General features: G+C 46.2%; 12 protein-coding genes and 1 rRNA gene. 7 read left to right on the top strand and 6 right to left on the bottom strand.

Annotated elements, in window-relative coordinates; all coding sequences use genetic code 11:
* Window positions 1-730: 730 nt before the first annotated feature.
* The gene (locus tag AS151_RS16380; RefSeq protein ID WP_071518144.1) at window positions 731-1,642 is read left to right on the top strand and encodes an alpha/beta fold hydrolase; all 912 of its coding nucleotides are present in this window, start codon (window positions 731-733) and stop codon (window positions 1,640-1,642) included.
* Here the strand turns inward: AS151_RS16380 and AS151_RS16385 are convergent.
* Window positions 1,639-1,962 (bottom strand): (2Fe-2S) ferredoxin domain-containing protein, encoded by a 324-nt coding sequence (locus AS151_RS16385; RefSeq protein ID WP_084639649.1) that lies wholly within the window; start codon window positions 1,960-1,962, stop codon window positions 1,639-1,641. The genes AS151_RS16380 and AS151_RS16385 overlap by 4 nt on opposite strands.
* A 107-nt stretch (window positions 1,963-2,069) precedes the next feature.
* On the opposite strand from AS151_RS16385, the gene AS151_RS22235 reads away from it, so the two are divergent.
* From AS151_RS22235 to AS151_RS16405, 4 genes are all read left to right on the top strand, one after another.
* Entirely contained in the window at window positions 2,070-2,237 is a 168-nt protein-coding gene (locus AS151_RS22235) for a hypothetical protein (RefSeq protein WP_211517628.1), read from the top strand.
* Window positions 2,238-2,740: 503 nt separating this feature from the next.
* Window positions 2,741-3,205 (top strand): CBS domain-containing protein, encoded by a 465-nt coding sequence (locus AS151_RS16395; protein WP_071518147.1) that lies wholly within the window; start codon window positions 2,741-2,743, stop codon window positions 3,203-3,205.
* 92 nt (window positions 3,206-3,297) lie between these two features.
* On the top strand, window positions 3,298-3,963 hold the full coding sequence (locus AS151_RS16400) for a phycobilisome degradation protein NblB (protein WP_071518148.1): 666 nt from the start codon (window positions 3,298-3,300) through the stop codon (window positions 3,961-3,963).
* Window positions 3,964-4,019: 56 nt separating this feature from the next.
* Window positions 4,020-6,146: a protein kinase gene (locus AS151_RS16405; protein ID WP_071518149.1), complete on the top strand. Its 2,127-nt coding sequence runs from the start codon at window positions 4,020-4,022 to the stop codon at window positions 6,144-6,146.
* A 32-nt stretch (window positions 6,147-6,178) separates the two neighbouring features.
* On the opposite strand, the gene AS151_RS22870 is transcribed toward AS151_RS16405, so the two are convergent.
* Window positions 6,179-7,156 (bottom strand): hypothetical protein, encoded by a 978-nt coding sequence (locus AS151_RS22870; protein WP_244533049.1) that lies wholly within the window; start codon window positions 7,154-7,156, stop codon window positions 6,179-6,181.
* A gap of 910 nt (window positions 7,157-8,066) precedes the next feature.
* On the bottom strand, window positions 8,067-8,705 hold the full coding sequence (locus AS151_RS16415; RefSeq protein WP_071518151.1) for a histidine phosphatase family protein: 639 nt from the start codon (window positions 8,703-8,705) through the stop codon (window positions 8,067-8,069).
* Window positions 8,706-8,905: 200 nt separating this feature from the next.
* Between AS151_RS16415 and AS151_RS16420 the strand changes: the two genes are divergently transcribed.
* On the top strand, window positions 8,906-9,691 hold the full coding sequence (locus AS151_RS16420) for a phycocyanobilin:ferredoxin oxidoreductase (protein ID WP_244533051.1): 786 nt from the start codon (window positions 8,906-8,908) through the stop codon (window positions 9,689-9,691).
* A gap of 21 nt (window positions 9,692-9,712) precedes the next feature.
* Here the strand turns inward: AS151_RS16420 and AS151_RS16425 are convergent, their stop codons facing one another.
* From AS151_RS16425 to glyQ, 3 genes are all read right to left on the bottom strand, one after another.
* On the bottom strand, window positions 9,713-11,959 hold the full coding sequence (locus AS151_RS16425; RefSeq protein WP_139240706.1) for a ComEC/Rec2 family competence protein: 2,247 nt from the start codon (window positions 11,957-11,959) through the stop codon (window positions 9,713-9,715).
* Window positions 11,960-12,262: 303 nt separating this feature from the next.
* On the bottom strand, window positions 12,263-12,739 hold the full coding sequence (locus AS151_RS16430; RefSeq protein WP_071518153.1) for a DUF4079 domain-containing protein: 477 nt from the start codon (window positions 12,737-12,739) through the stop codon (window positions 12,263-12,265).
* 33 nt (window positions 12,740-12,772) lie between these two features.
* A complete protein-coding gene (gene glyQ / locus AS151_RS16435; RefSeq protein WP_071518154.1) occupies window positions 12,773-13,648 on the bottom strand; it encodes a glycine--tRNA ligase subunit alpha in 876 nt (291 codons plus the stop codon).
* Between the two features lie 483 nt (window positions 13,649-14,131).
* On the opposite strand from glyQ, the gene AS151_RS16440 reads away from it, so the two are divergent.
* Window positions 14,132-14,202 (top strand): 16S ribosomal RNA (locus AS151_RS16440); the annotation flags it as partial.

The raw sequence follows: 14,202 nt of genomic DNA on the forward strand, positions 1-14,202 counted from the left end.
TTCAGCCAGAAGACTTGCAGAGGTTCGGGCTAGGGAAACACCCGAACGTGCGTAACTACTATCGGCTCTTGGTCTAGCCACTACCACGGGAACCTGGCTGTTCCCAAGCCCCGTCGCTTTAGCGCGGGGTCAGTGACCTGCGGGTCCGTTCGCCAGAGCAACAATTACCGGTTGCAAGGAAAGCGGAGAAACACAAACAGGTTCGATAAAACCCAACGAGCTGGTTTTGGTTCGCTGGTGGGAAAATTGTTTCCGCCTTGATACCACGATGGGGGTAGCTCCAGCGCCAGCACCTGTCGTGGTAGCACGAACTGCAATTACCGAATATGGGAAAATGCTTTGAAGCTTTCGCTGTGGAAAGTGGCGCAAAATCTCGATCCCAGGTTCTCGATCGCTTAGATAGTAGCAGGTATCAAGCATCTAGAGGCGTCCCCAAATGTTTTTACCTCAGATTTGGAGATAGGAAATCGATCGAGAGTTACATTACATAGCTTTCCGGGATCGGTAGGTGGAGCTTTCCTCGATGCTCCCGTGCCAATTCTATCGTAAAATTCCACTTTGTGTTGCCCTCTGCAGGGAAAATTCTCGCCCATGCTAGCACCCACAATGCTGCTTAGAAACCCACAATATCGGCCGAGCCTACCTGCTTCCAATTGAGAAAAGTGTTACATTACTTAATATCTTCAACAAAAATTCGATCGTTATTGGTTTTTATTTTCAATTCCCAACCATGCAAACCGCTTCTAGTTTCCCAACCCAAGAATTTTCCGGCGCTACGTGGACGTGGCGCGATCGCTCCATTTACTACGTTTGTGCTGGCGAAGCCAACGAAACCTATCCTCCCCTACTCATGGTGCATGGATTCGGTGCTTCCACGGACCACTGGCGTCACAACATGGCTCAATTGCAACAGGACTTTCAAGTTTGGGCCATCGACTTGCTGGGATTCGGCCGTTCCGACAAGCCAGATTTACAGTACAGCGGCGATCTGTGGCGCGACCAACTATACGATTTTATCCGCGAAAAAATTGGCCGTCCCGTCGTCTTATTGGGAAATTCCCTAGGAGGATACGTTTCCCTATGCGTCGCCGCTCAAAAACCGGAAGCGGCAGCGGGAATTATTTTATTCAACAGTGCCGGTCCGTTTTCTCCTTCCACCCCTGCCAAACCAGAACCCCGGGGAATGCGCCGCCTGTATACCAAAACCATGCGATCGCTGCTGCGGCAAGATTGGGTCAGCTTTTTGATTTTCCAGTATACCCGCCGCAAATCCGTTATCCGCAAAACCCTAGAAAAAGTCTACCTAGACAAAACCGCCGTTACCGATCGCTTGGTAGAAGATATCTACCGACCTTCCTGCGATCGCGGCGCAGCCAAAGTCTTCGCCTCCGTGTTCCGAACCCCCCGAGGAACGCCAGTAGATGAATTGTTAGTCCAACTCGGCTGTCCTTTGTATACCATTTGGGGAGAAGGCGATCCCTGGATGAATACCCGCGATCGCGGCGCGCAATTTCGCCGTTTTTATCCCCAACTGAGGGAAACCTACCTGCAAGCCGGTCATTGTCCCCACGACGAAGTTCCCCAACAAGTCAACCAACTGGTACGTTCCTGGGTACAAAACCACATTCCCCTTTCTCCCTAAATGGGAAAACGCATGTGGATGCGCGGGTTTAATTTCTCCTCCACCTCTTCGCCACCCTGCAAGTGGCGATGGACAATTTGCTGTACGTCTTCAGAACTCACCCGATAGTACCAAACCTCATCGGGAAGGATGCGTACGGTAGGACCAATGCTGCACTGTCCCATACAGCCACTGGTTTCCACCGTAACGTCGTCTGGTAAATTCGCTGCTTCTTGGAACGCCTTGAGGGTTTCCTGGGAACCGTTGCGGCAGCAATCGTCATTTTGACAAACAATAACGCGGCGGAGGTTTCGATTGGATGGGGTTGGCGACTCTGTCATAACCATTTTCCGACTGCAACTAGCAAGGAAAGCAATTCCTACTGTTCATTCATCTTGACACTCTCACGAATTCAATTCGTGAGATTCTCGCTTCATCGGGTGTGCCTGTGAAGAGATTCGCTATGCTAACCCATCCCCGGCAACATTCCCCTCAACGAGCATTTTCCCGTCCTGTGGTGGACGTACTGGCGACACTTCGATTCCAAACCACTTGTGCTGCTGCCACGTCTCGATGGGTTCCCCTGCCGCAGTGGGGACATGAATGGGTTCTTTGAGAAAGCGGTTTTTTCCCCGTATATACCACAATGGGGACAAATTTGACTGGTCTGTTTGGCCTCTACTGCAGGCTTAGTATTCACCACGCTTCAAACAGACCCAAGACAAAATAGACTTGTGCTGAGCCGGTCGAAGCATTTGAGTTTAAACTCTTAGCTAAGAGTCAACATGATGTACGAACATAGATTAAAAAAAATTTCGCCTGCTTTTTTAGATTTTAGCACCTCAACTTGATTGTAACGGCAGCTCAAGCCGCACGGGTTCCTTTTCATCCCTGCGCGTAAAAAGTCAGAGCTTTCAAGCTCCCGATTCATGCGGTAACGTTATTGAGTTGATCTTGGGGTTGCTTGGGTGGGAAACCGTCTTATCCCTGTCGTTTTGAACTGCCATTTCCTCCCACGAGGGAAGTTGGGAAGGTAGGATGGGAAAACTTTCCCAACGCTGCTTGCAGGGGTATTATAATTTCAGGACTTTTCAAATTTGTTGCCAAGGAAATCCAACCATGTCCAAAACTGTCGCCGACATTATGACCCGCGACCCGCTGTACATATCGCCAGAAGCTCCTCTGAGAGAAGCCATCAAGCTTTTGGCAGAGCATCACATCAGTGGTCTTCCCGTCGTCAACCAAAAAGGGAAGTTGGTTGGCGTCATTGCCGATACCGATATCATGTGGCAGGAAACTGGGGTCGTACTACCTCCTTATGTGGTTTTGCTGGACAGCGTGATTTACTTACAAAATCCGGCCCACTATCAAGAGGAGATCCACAAAGCCTTGGGTCAAACCGTAGAAGAGGTTATGAGCAAGCATCCAATTACCACTACCCCGAACAAATCCCTCAAAGATGTCGCCAAAACTATGTTGGAAAAAGATATCCATCGCTTGCCGGTGGTTGACGAACAGGGAAAATTAGCGGGAATTTTGACCAGAGGGGATATTGTGCGCGAAATGGCCTCCAATTTGGATTGATTGCTGGGATGGTTCCCTCAGAATTTGGAATTTGATTGTTAAGCAAAATCTTTTTTTATGGAATCCATCAAATATAATAAGGAGCGACGCTGGTGAGTATTACCCCAGAATCTGTGAAAAAGTTGCTCAATTCGGAAGATTTGGGCGATCGCCTGCGTGGTGTCAACCACCTGCGAGAATTGGATGCTGACGTTGCCTTTGAAGCCATTCAAACGCCTATTTTTGACAGCAATCCCCGGGTTCGGTATGCAGCGGTCAGTCAAGTTTCTACCCTAGGCCGTCAGAACCCCACCAAAGCCTTGGAAATTTTGCGCGATCGCTTGCTACACGATGAAGAAGCCGATGTCAAGGCGGCAGCGGCGGATGCTTTGGGTGCCTTGCAAATGACCGATACCCTGGACGACTTGCGCACCCTGTACCACAATTCCTCCGATTGGATCGTACAAATGAGTATTATCGCCGCTTTGGGGGAAATGGGAGATGCGCGTGCTTTTGATTTGCTAGCAGAAGCCTTGCGATCGCCAGAACCCCTCATCCAAACCAGTGCCGTCGGTTCTCTGGGAGAACTCGGAGACGAACGCGCCATCGATTTGCTAGCAGAACAGGCTCACAACGAAGATTGGCAAGTTCGCTACCGTTTGGTGCAAGCTTTGGGGAATTTCCACGAAGAACGGGTCCGCCAAATCCTGGAAACCCTCGCTGAAGACGAAATCGAACAAGTGGCCGCAGAAGCACAAACCCGCCTGGCTACCCTATAACGAGACAAACTGTTTTGGCGTCAAGCAAGCGAGCAGACGTCGCAACGAATAAAAGTATGGAATCTCGTCGTTGTTCTCAAGGACACAACAATCCTATCTCCAGTCGCTTTTGTCAGTATTGCGGCGAATCCCTAGTTGGTTTTTCTATCCAACCCAATACGGTACTTGGCGATCGCTACCAAATTGTACGGCAGTTGGGACGTGGTGGTTTTGGATGTACCTACCTAGCACAAGATTTAAACCGCTTTCAAGAACCATGCGTTTTAAAAGAATTTGCTCCCCAAACCCGAGGTACCTACCAACAACAAAAAGCCAAAGAACTCTTTGAACGGGAAGCTGGAATTTTGTACCAGTTAGACCATTCCCAAATTCCTCGCTTTCGCGAACTCTTTCGTGCTACCAAAGAGGAACAGGGCAAGTTATTTTTGGTACAGGATTACGTAGAAGGCAAATCCTACGAACAGCTTCTCGCAGAACGCATCCAAGCCGGTCAAACCTTCTTTGAAGCGGAAATTTACCAATTGTTGCGCTCGGTTTTGCCAGTGCTAGCCTACATTCACGAGTGTGGGGTGATCCATCGCGATATTTCACCGGATAATATTATCCAACGGCAGGCGGATGGAATGCCGATATTGATTGACTTTGGTGGTGTGAAACAGGTAGCCGCACAAATTGACTCGGAAGTGGTTGCCAGTGGCAAAGCCAGCGTCTGTCAGCCAGCTACGCGATTGGGAAAAATAGGTTTTGCACCAGAAGAGCAAATTCAGACTGGTTCTGTCTATCCCCACAGCGACTTATATGCCTTGGCGGTTACGGCATTGGTCTTGTTAACTGGCAAAGAACCTCAAGAGTTACTTGATAGTTATACCTTGACATGGACTTGGCGAAAAACACATCATGCTGCGATTAGCGAGGAATTGGCAGCGGTTTTGGAACAGATGCTAGCCACCAAACCCAGCGATCGCATTGCTTCGGCAAGAGAGGCTTTACAGCGGTTAGAGATGATTTCATTGCCTCGCCAACAAGAAGCAGCAAGTTCCCTTGCCAATGCCAATACGCTGCTTGCCAGTTCCAATTCGATAACTCCGCAGGAACAACAAGTTCCTACAAAAGAGCAAAATGGCCACAACCATGGAGAGAAAACTGTTCCCAGTCAGCCACCGACTGTACCCACGACAGGTCAAAGGTCGCGTCGCTTTTTGTGGGGAGGATTGCTTGCAGCTATTGTGGTGATTCCTTTATCTGCCACCTTAGGATGGTGGGTTACCTGGCAGTGGTTGCAAAACCGTTCTACCAATAATACGGCTAATAAGGCCGAAACAGCACCGCCTTCTCCCCTATTTTCACCAAAAGAGTTTGAGAACAATCGCGATTCGGAAGCACCGCCTTTGTCGCTGAAGTTGTCTGAAGAGGAACGGCAACGGAAAATTGAACTGCGCGATCGCCGAGCGGAGTTGGGAATTGATTATTCGCAGTTTGTTAGCATGGTAGACCAAGCGTTCTACGCGCGTTTTCCCCAGCAAGAAGGTCGCAGCCTCAGCGACGAACCGGAAGATGAAATTTGGCGGGAACGTTGGGATCGCGAAGCAGAAGTTTTGTTAGATCTGTTGGAAAGGTTACCTAGCGAATTTATAGATACAATTGGAAATTATCAAGCCAGCGATCGCGAAGCGTGGACGCAAAGAGTGAACAAACTTCATGTAAGTAGCCGTGCTTGGTTCGATCTGGTAGACGCTCGTTTCTTTTATTATTTTCCCAATCTACGCCAGCAGGATTTGTTGGGAACGCCTTTGGGACAGGCTTGGCACGCGATCGCTTTGGATACCTTGAAAAACCTAGAAAACGGTACCAGTTTGCAAAACCTGCAATTTGAATCCGATACTTTCACCAAAGAAGTGTCTGCCGAGTTGGAACCGGGAACAGGCAAAGTTTACGTAGCCTATCTCAACCAAGGCCAAGGAATGCGTTTGTATTTACGTTCCAACGGCTTTACGTTACTATCTATTTACACGCCTTCCGGACAAGAAAATTTACTAAAGGATTCTTCCGAATATAGTTGGTCGGGAACCTTACCAGAAACAGGATATTACGAAATTACTGTCGTTTCCAACGACCGCCAATCTCTAGCTTTCAAACTCAATCTATCCGTCGATCGAGTCCGGCAAATATCTCCTAATTGGTAGAATGTTTATTGTAACATACGATTTTCAAAAAGTCAATCAATTGACTCAGAATTTTTTGGTTGGGATGGTTTTTGACAGGGATATCCTTGAAAAGGAACTCCCAAGCGAAAATAATCCTGGGATTTTTGGGAACAAAGATAGTTGTTTCCTAATTGTAACGTTGCCGGATATGCAGCTTGACGCAAACCAGGAGCAATCACCCATACCTTAACCGCAAAATTAGAACTTTTGGGAAAATCAATATCGGATAAATTTGTTAACTCCTGCCAAATAGGTTGGTAGCTGTTTGACCGCGAGAAAAAAGCAAATCGGGGAAGTGGCTGGGATCTAGAAAAATCTTCCTGTATCGCCTTTACAAAACTCAACCCCAACGCTACTTCTTGGAAATTTTTATACCCAAAAATAACCATCTCCAGATTTCGCGGTTGGTTGATTCTTTGAGCAATTTCTTGTGGGTAATATGGTTTTTGAAAAACCATATCTTGAACTACCAAAATGCTGCTCAAAAAGCCAACAGCGAAAGGAATAACGATACCCAATTCAACACGATTTAACCACGATTTCCCTGTGGAACCAATTCCTTGTTTTTGTGTCAATTTGCTTACCGTTTCACCATATAAATTTATGGAATTCCTAATTTCAGGAAACTGAGAAAACCGTACAACCAAAAATTCTCCTAATAAAGCACAAATACTAGGGTAATAAATAAAATGGTAGCGAGGAGCAACAGTAATATCAGTTTTTAGTCCATAAACAATAAAAGCAAATTCTAAAAGCACAAAAATCGTAAAAATCGATAAAAAATTAACACCATCTCGGATTTTGCTTTGAGGAGATCGATAAATTATTTTGCCAGCAGCGATCGCTTGTTTAACCAGCCAGCCAAAAAACAATAACGTTATCGATCCACAGGCAATAATAACACCCAGTGGTTGGCGTTCCACTGGCAAAGCAATCGTCATGCTAAACCAAGCCAACAGCGTTTGATAGATAGGAGCAATGCTATCCACCCAACTTGGGTCAAAAGGTTGCAACCAATTCGTTTCCGAACTGCGAACGTGTTCGTAAAGCGTACCCATCCAAGGCAAAAATAAAAGAAAAGGGAACAATAGAAAACCGCCTATTTGTAGAGATATATACCAAGATTTTAGATCGAATTTCTGCCGCCACCAAAAAATAACAAATGTAGCGATTTGAGCGACAATAACCAAAATAAAAAAATAATGAACGTACAACCCAATTCCATTTAGCAAACCCCATCCCATCCAAATCCACCAACGTTTGGACTGGGAACTTTGTAAATCTTGCAGCATTTCCCAACTAGCACAGAGTGTAAGAGAAACCAGAAAAATAGGAATTGTATAGTGACGTGCTTCCTGGGATAGATATACTGCAAACGGCGAAACCGCCATCAAAGCAGCAGCCATCAAACCAGCATTTTTAGAAAAGATTCTACAATTGAGAAAATAAATAGCCGCGATCGCAGCTACCCCAAAAAAAGCCGAAAGCGATCGCAATTTCCAAGCCAGAGAAAATGTAGACGGCTCCCAAAAAAACAACCATTGATGCAACCCACAAAAAAATAGAGGGGGATGAGTAGAATGGGTGGTAACCCTTTCAGAAATGGTTCTACAACTTACATCGGAGTTTAGGGAAAATAAAGATGATAAATCTTCAAATGTAAAAATTGTCTCTAACGGAATATCTTGGAATTGTTTCCCCAAAACCAGCAACGCTGTTATCATTTCATCCAACCATAAAGGCTTGCCATCCAAATTAGCAAACCGCAAACCAATACCAACAAAAACAATACCAGCCAATCCCAGATAGTGAAACCAATTTTTGCGACCCATTTTTTCCTAAATTTTATCTCCAGTAGGGTGGGCATTGCCCACCCAAAAATTATAGAGTAAAACTCATCTAATTAAAGCGAATAACCGTTTCTGTTTCCGACAAATGGGACGTATCTCCATGCAATTCCATTTCCCAACTGTCGCCTTTGCGGACAATTTTCACCAAACAACAAAGAGCCGCTCGAATTTCCGCACCGGGAACCAAAGCTTGCGAAGCTCCCAACACCGAAGCTCCATGTCCAATTAATAAAATATCTTCCGAAAATTCCGCTACCAAACGTTTGGCTGTTTCTTGGGTGCGTGCAAAAACTTGTTGTTCTGATTCTGGATATTCAGGAACAATGCGAGAGTGATAGTGGCGATCGATTTCCGGAAAATCTTGTTGTAAAATTTCTAGAGGTAGCGTTTCCGGTGCGTGGGTCATCCAGTGCGGATTGAGCCATTCTGCCAATCCCCATTCCAACTTTAAAGGTAAATTGAGTTTTTGTGCCACTTCGTGAGCGGTTTGTACCGTTCGTAAAAACGGCGATGCAAAAATATGGCGAATATTGGATGTGGTTGCCAGTCGGCTGGCGAGTTGTTTGGCTTGTTCGAAGCCATCTTCCGATAGTGGCGGATCGTACGGACGTTCGGCAGTAGTGAACCACTCTGGATAAACGAAATCCCAGCGATTGGCGTGTCGAGCAATCCAAACAGTTTGTGACATGAGGCTATAGTAGGAAATATTTCCCAGGAAACTACAATGTAGATTTTAAAGAAATATGGTGCGGTTGAAAGTTCGTTTGGGTGGGAAATGTTGCCGGAAATAACGATGGCAGGGAGCGATCGCAGAATGTAATACTTTTCGCTACGCTGCTCTACTAAGATGTTTTTATTCTCTAGTCGTTAGTATACGTAGTACAGTCAATGTTTTGTTCCGATCCCTACGAAATGTCCGCCAAAACGCCAACTTCCTTGCGAGAGCAGCAACATCCGCTCATTTTTGAGCTGGCGAACACCATTGAATCGGTATGGCAGGAGTATTTGCCGCTGTCACCCTACCAACTGCCAGAAGATTTTGGGTATGTAGAAGGACGTTTGGAAGGGGAAAAGCTGGTTATCGAGAACAGCTGCTACCAAACTCCCCAATTTCGCAAATTGCATTTAGAACTTGCCAAGGTAGGCAACAACCTAGATATTCTGCACTGCGTCATGTTCCCCCATCCTGAATATAATTTACCCATGTTTGGTTGTGATTTGGTAGGAGGCAGGGGACAAATTAGTGCTGCCATTGTGGATTTATCGCCAGTTAGCAGCGATTCTCCGAAGGGGACGCTTCGCGAGCGCAGTTTGCCGCCAGCCTACCAACAATCCCTGCAAGCTTTGCCAGAAACCCATTTTTCCCAACCCCGGGAATTGCCAGAGTGGGGATCGATTTTTTCCGATTATTGTATCTTCATTCGTCCTAGCAATGCCGAAGAGGAAAAACAATTTTGCGATCGCGTGCGTCGTTTTTTGGAAATTCACGCCACCCAAGCCTGTCAAACACCGGCAACGCCAGAGTGGCGATCGCAAATTTTAGCAGGACAGCGTCACTACTGTACCCAACAACGACAAAACGATAAAACCCGGCGGGTGTTGGAGAAAGCTTTTGGCGAAGATTGGGCCGAACGTTATATGAATTCTGTACTGTTCGACCTTCCCGACGAGTAGGTAGCGAACTTTCCCCCCAATCTAAAGTTGAAATTCATCGGAGTTCGCCGATTCCATCACTTTCTGCCATCCTTGCTGTGGCGTCCATCGCAAAGCACCATCGCGACCGGTATAATATGTTTCAATGCCGCGTTCGTATAGGGATGTGGTGGTATCGGGATGGATGGATTTTGCCGAGGCAATGGCAATTTCCGGCTGTACGATGTCCAAAAATTCTGGTAACAGGCGATCGCCAGACCACCATAAAATATCAACATCTGGTAGTTGGTTTTTGATTTGGTTGCTATCTTGTAGTTTTTGCCAGTCTTCTCGATAGAAATCTGCCAGCATCAGCCACTGGCGATCGCCAATTTGCCACTGCCACAGAGGTAGATTGGGAGAAAATGTTTGCAGTTGGAGGGATTTTAAGTCCACACGTTGGTTGGCTGCTAAAACGCGAACCGGTCGATTGATGTTCTCCATGCTGCTGGCTAGGGAAGAGGAAGCGTAAAATTGTTTGATGGGAAATTCTTGCAAGATTGGCAACCAGCCGCGACGTCTGTAAAACTGTTCCCCAGTCGCAATCGCACCATCGAGGGTATCGACCCCTTGTTTTTGTAAAAAGGGAATCACAGCATATTCGGCCGTATCGCGATCGCCACCGTTAATTAAAATGGTATTGCCTCGATCCTGAACCACCAAAACTGGTTCGCTGGTATTGGCTAATACCGTCACCTGGAATATTTGAGTACTGCGTTGCCATGCCGGTAAAGCTACAATGGCCAGAATTAGGAATAACGCCAGCAACCAGCGGCGGCTGCGATGCCACCATTTTACCAACCAAACTAAGCCAAAAATCCCATACAAAAGAACGGCTTGCCAAATAGAAATTGTCCCCACAGCCACTTGATTCCCCGGCAAACCATTAAAAAAGGCAACAATCTGCATTAGCCAGTGGATAGGATAGTGTAGTACTTGTGCTAGAAAGCTACCAGTTGATGGATGGAACAAAGACGCGATCGCATCAATGGCACCACCGAGGGTAATGCCAGCTACTGGTAAAGAGGTAACGGTGTTGGTGAGGATACTGTAGCTAGCTACTGTACCAAATACATGCAGTTGAATGGGAAGCACCCATAAAAAAGCCGCTAGGGGAATGGCAAACAAAGAAGCGATCGCTGGTGGCAACCAATCCAATCGTTGTAACAAAGCTGGTACGGTTACAATAAGTCCTAAAGTAGCCAGAAAACTCATTTGAAAACCTAAATCTTCAACCCATAAAGGATTGACCAGCAATAAAAAAGTAGCAGCCACCAACAAAGCACCTGTTGGTTTGACTTTGCGTTTCACCACCAAAGCAAATAAAGCGGCTATTCCCATCAAAGAAGCACGCAAAACCGAAGGTGAAGCCCCTGTTAGTCCAATATAAACCAGCAATACAAAAGCACCAATTGTAAATCTGGTTTTGACGCCCAACCTCTTCGTCAAAACCAAAACCATCCCTAAGATTAGAGATACGTGGAACCCAGAAGCTGCTAGTACGTGAGCCATCCCAGCTTGAATAAAAGCATCTCGAATATCGTAGGGCAAATCGACCGCACGCCGACCCAAAACAATGGAACTGACCAAAGTCCCCTCAGGAACGCCTAGCGATTCTACTTGTGTATGAATAATTTTTTGGCGAAGCTGCCAAAAACCAGGCTTTGGATTTTTATCAATAAATTGAAGTTGACGTCCTGCCAATCCGGCGAAAATTCCCTGTTTGGCAAGATAGGCTTGAAAATTAAATCCCCCAGGATTACTAGCTGGTTGTGGTTGGTAGAGAAAACCAGTTACTTGTACGATTTGCCCTGGATGGATGCCTGTACCTTGTAGGAGTGGAACAGTGACATAAATTTTGCCTTGAACGGATTCTATAGTGGGTTCGCGATCGCTTGTCGTGATGCTACTTAATTGTTTACTTTGCAAAACAAATCGTAATTTATCGCTGCGCGTGAGACGGGGAGTTTCTAGCACTTCTCCTTGTAAGGCAACCAAATCCGATTGCCATTCGCTATCTGGCTGTACGTATTGACCGATATCGTTTGCTGCTAGTTGTGGCGTACGAACTTGTAAATAGAACGTTGCCAAAAGGGCAATACTGCCAGCGAACAACCACCAAATCCGTTTGGGAGGTTGTATGCCAATTCGAGGTTTAACAGCAGCCGCTACAATTCCTATACCAAAGAGAGCATATCCTGCCCAGGATACGCCAAAAGCAGATAACCCCAATCCGAGAATGTATGCCAAACAAAAAAGGACATTACTGGTGAGAGCCACGATAAATCCAAATTGAGTTTTGATGTTTTGTGCTTAGCAAATATATAGGTATTATTTTACGGGAAAACAGAAAAAATGGAAAGAATCAATGTAAAAAATCCTAGTATTTGGCGGATACTTGCTTATACAAAATTTTTTGTTAGAGAATTGCCGGAATAAGCTGTGATTAGAATAATTGAAACTATAGAGATGACGGCCCCCTATGGCAAAGGGGGACCGCAGGGAATCACTTGCCTAGTTTTGAATAAACAACAAAAATGAGGGAATCTATCTTTAACTGGAAAGCCCCAGTTGAATCCCAAAGGCCATATGAACCAACATGAAAGCGATCGCAATGCTACCGATGTAGGCATGAGCTGTGCGCAGGGAAGCTTTCTCACCACCGAATTTGGTTATGGAAATAAAACCGTTCAAAAATAACAGAGCTAGAACAGCTATGCCTGTCCAAAAATGGGTACTTTGAAAGATGACACGATCTTGCATGACCAATGATAGAACCCCACCTGGGAATCCCAAAACCATAAATAAAGTCATGCTTGGTGCGAGCAAACGATGGCTGGCACGATTTTGCTTGCCAATTTGTACGTCGGTAGCCAATCGAGAACGCCAACCCGACCATGCCACAAAACTTCCCATAACCAAAATCACGATTCCCATCATGATTGGATGTCCCCAGCGCACGATTGGATCGGGAACGCCTAGTTCAATGAAATAATTCGCGATCGCTTCTAATAGGTCTCGGAAATTCATCTTGATTCCTCTCGTTGGTTTTGCGATGAAATTTTACTGAGCCTTGGCCAGCAAGGGAAAACCCAATTCTTCCCGTTGTTCTAGGTACAGATGCGCCACTTTACGTGCCATCGCACGAATTCTAGCAATATAGCGGGTACGTTCGGCCACAGAAATGACCCCTCTAGCATCTAGCAGATTAAACGTGTGGGAGCACTTGAGAACGTAGTCGTAACTAGGCATAACCAGTTTTTGGTTGATGGCGTCGGTGGCTTCCTGTTCGTACAGTTCAAACAGCTTGAAAAGCAAGTCGGGGTTGGAAGCTTCAAAATTATAGGTACACTGCTCGATTTCCCCTTGTAAGTGAACGTCACCGTAGGTTAAATCGTCGGTCCAACGGATTTTGGTGAACGCATCCGTTTCTTGCAGGTACATGGTTAGCCGTTCCAATCCATAGGTGATTTCGATAGAGACAGGACGACAGTCAATACCGCCGCATTGTTGGAAGTACGTAAACTGAGTGATTTCCATGCCATCGAGCCATACTTCCCAACCGACGCCCCAAGCTCCTAAAGTGGGGGCTTCCCAGTTGTCTTCTACAAAGCGAATATCGTGGTCTTCTGGACGAATGCCGAGAGCTCTTAGGGAGTCTAAGTAGGTTTGTTGGATATCGCTGGGAGAAGGTTTGATGAGAACTTGGTACTGGTAATAGTGCTGGTAGCGATTGGGATTTTCTCCATAACGTCCGTCGGTGGGGCGGCGGCTGGGTTCTACATAGGCAACCGACCAAGGTTCCGGACCGATGGCCCGTAAAAAGGTATGGTGGTTCATCGTTCCAGCCCCTTTTTCCGTATCGTAGGGTTGGGCAATCAAACAACCGCGATCGCCCCAAAAGTTGTTGAGCGTTGTAATGACTGATTGAAAATTCACCGGTCTTTTTTCCTAATCGACACAACCATCCCCATTGTCGCTTAAAAACGTGTTGCCCAAAAGGGGCTTGTAGCAAGGGATCTAAAAATTTAGAAGCAAATCTTACCGAAAAATTGGAAAAAGAGTTGACATCCCCTGAAGGAATTGTTACCTTAATAAAGCGCTGGATGAAGGAACGCCCACCGGGCAGGCGCTCCACCAGCAACACTTATAAAGTGGAAAGTTCTTTTTCCAAAATTTCTGCCAAAAAAATCTGGAGAGAGGGTTGACACTTCCTAAGAGGGTTGCTACAGTGGGAAAGCGCTGGATAAAGGAAAGCCCACCGGGCACCGGAAACCAGCCCCGAACCTAGAAAAAAACATATAGCTTGAAAGAGACCACCCCAAAAGTCAAGGAACTTTGAGGGAGCTAATTTGAACCTTCCTTTGGGGAGGGAAAAAAGCTTCTAAGAGAAAAGAGAGCTAGAGAAGAAACTTTCTATACACCACGGAGAGTTTGATCCTGGCTCAGGATGAACGCTGGCGGTCGGCTTAACACATGCAAGTCGAACGGGT

Origin of the sequence: Geitlerinema sp. PCC 9228 (genome assembly GCF_001870905.1) — a bacterium.
Classification (GTDB): Bacteria; Cyanobacteriota; Cyanobacteriia; order Cyanobacteriales; family PCC-9228; genus PCC-9228.

What these genes read in the sequence shown, in the direction of transcription:
- AS151_RS16380 (WP_071518144.1), top strand. Translation starts at nt 731, where the DNA reads ATGCAAACCGCTTCTAGTTTCCCAACCCAAGAATTTTCCGGCGCTACG.
- AS151_RS16385 (WP_084639649.1), bottom strand. Translation starts at nt 1,962, where the DNA reads ATGACAGAGTCGCCAACCCCATCCAATCGAAACCTCCGCCGCGTTATT.
- AS151_RS16395 (WP_071518147.1), top strand. Translation starts at nt 2,741, where the DNA reads ATGTCCAAAACTGTCGCCGACATTATGACCCGCGACCCGCTGTACATA.
- AS151_RS16405 (WP_071518149.1), top strand. Translation starts at nt 4,020, where the DNA reads ATGGAATCTCGTCGTTGTTCTCAAGGACACAACAATCCTATCTCCAGT.
- AS151_RS16415 (WP_071518151.1), bottom strand. Translation starts at nt 8,705, where the DNA reads ATGTCACAAACTGTTTGGATTGCTCGACACGCCAATCGCTGGGATTTC.
- AS151_RS16420 (WP_244533051.1), top strand. Translation starts at nt 8,906, where the DNA reads ATGTTTTGTTCCGATCCCTACGAAATGTCCGCCAAAACGCCAACTTCC.
- AS151_RS16430 (WP_071518153.1), bottom strand. Translation starts at nt 12,739, where the DNA reads ATGAATTTCCGAGACCTATTAGAAGCGATCGCGAATTATTTCATTGAA.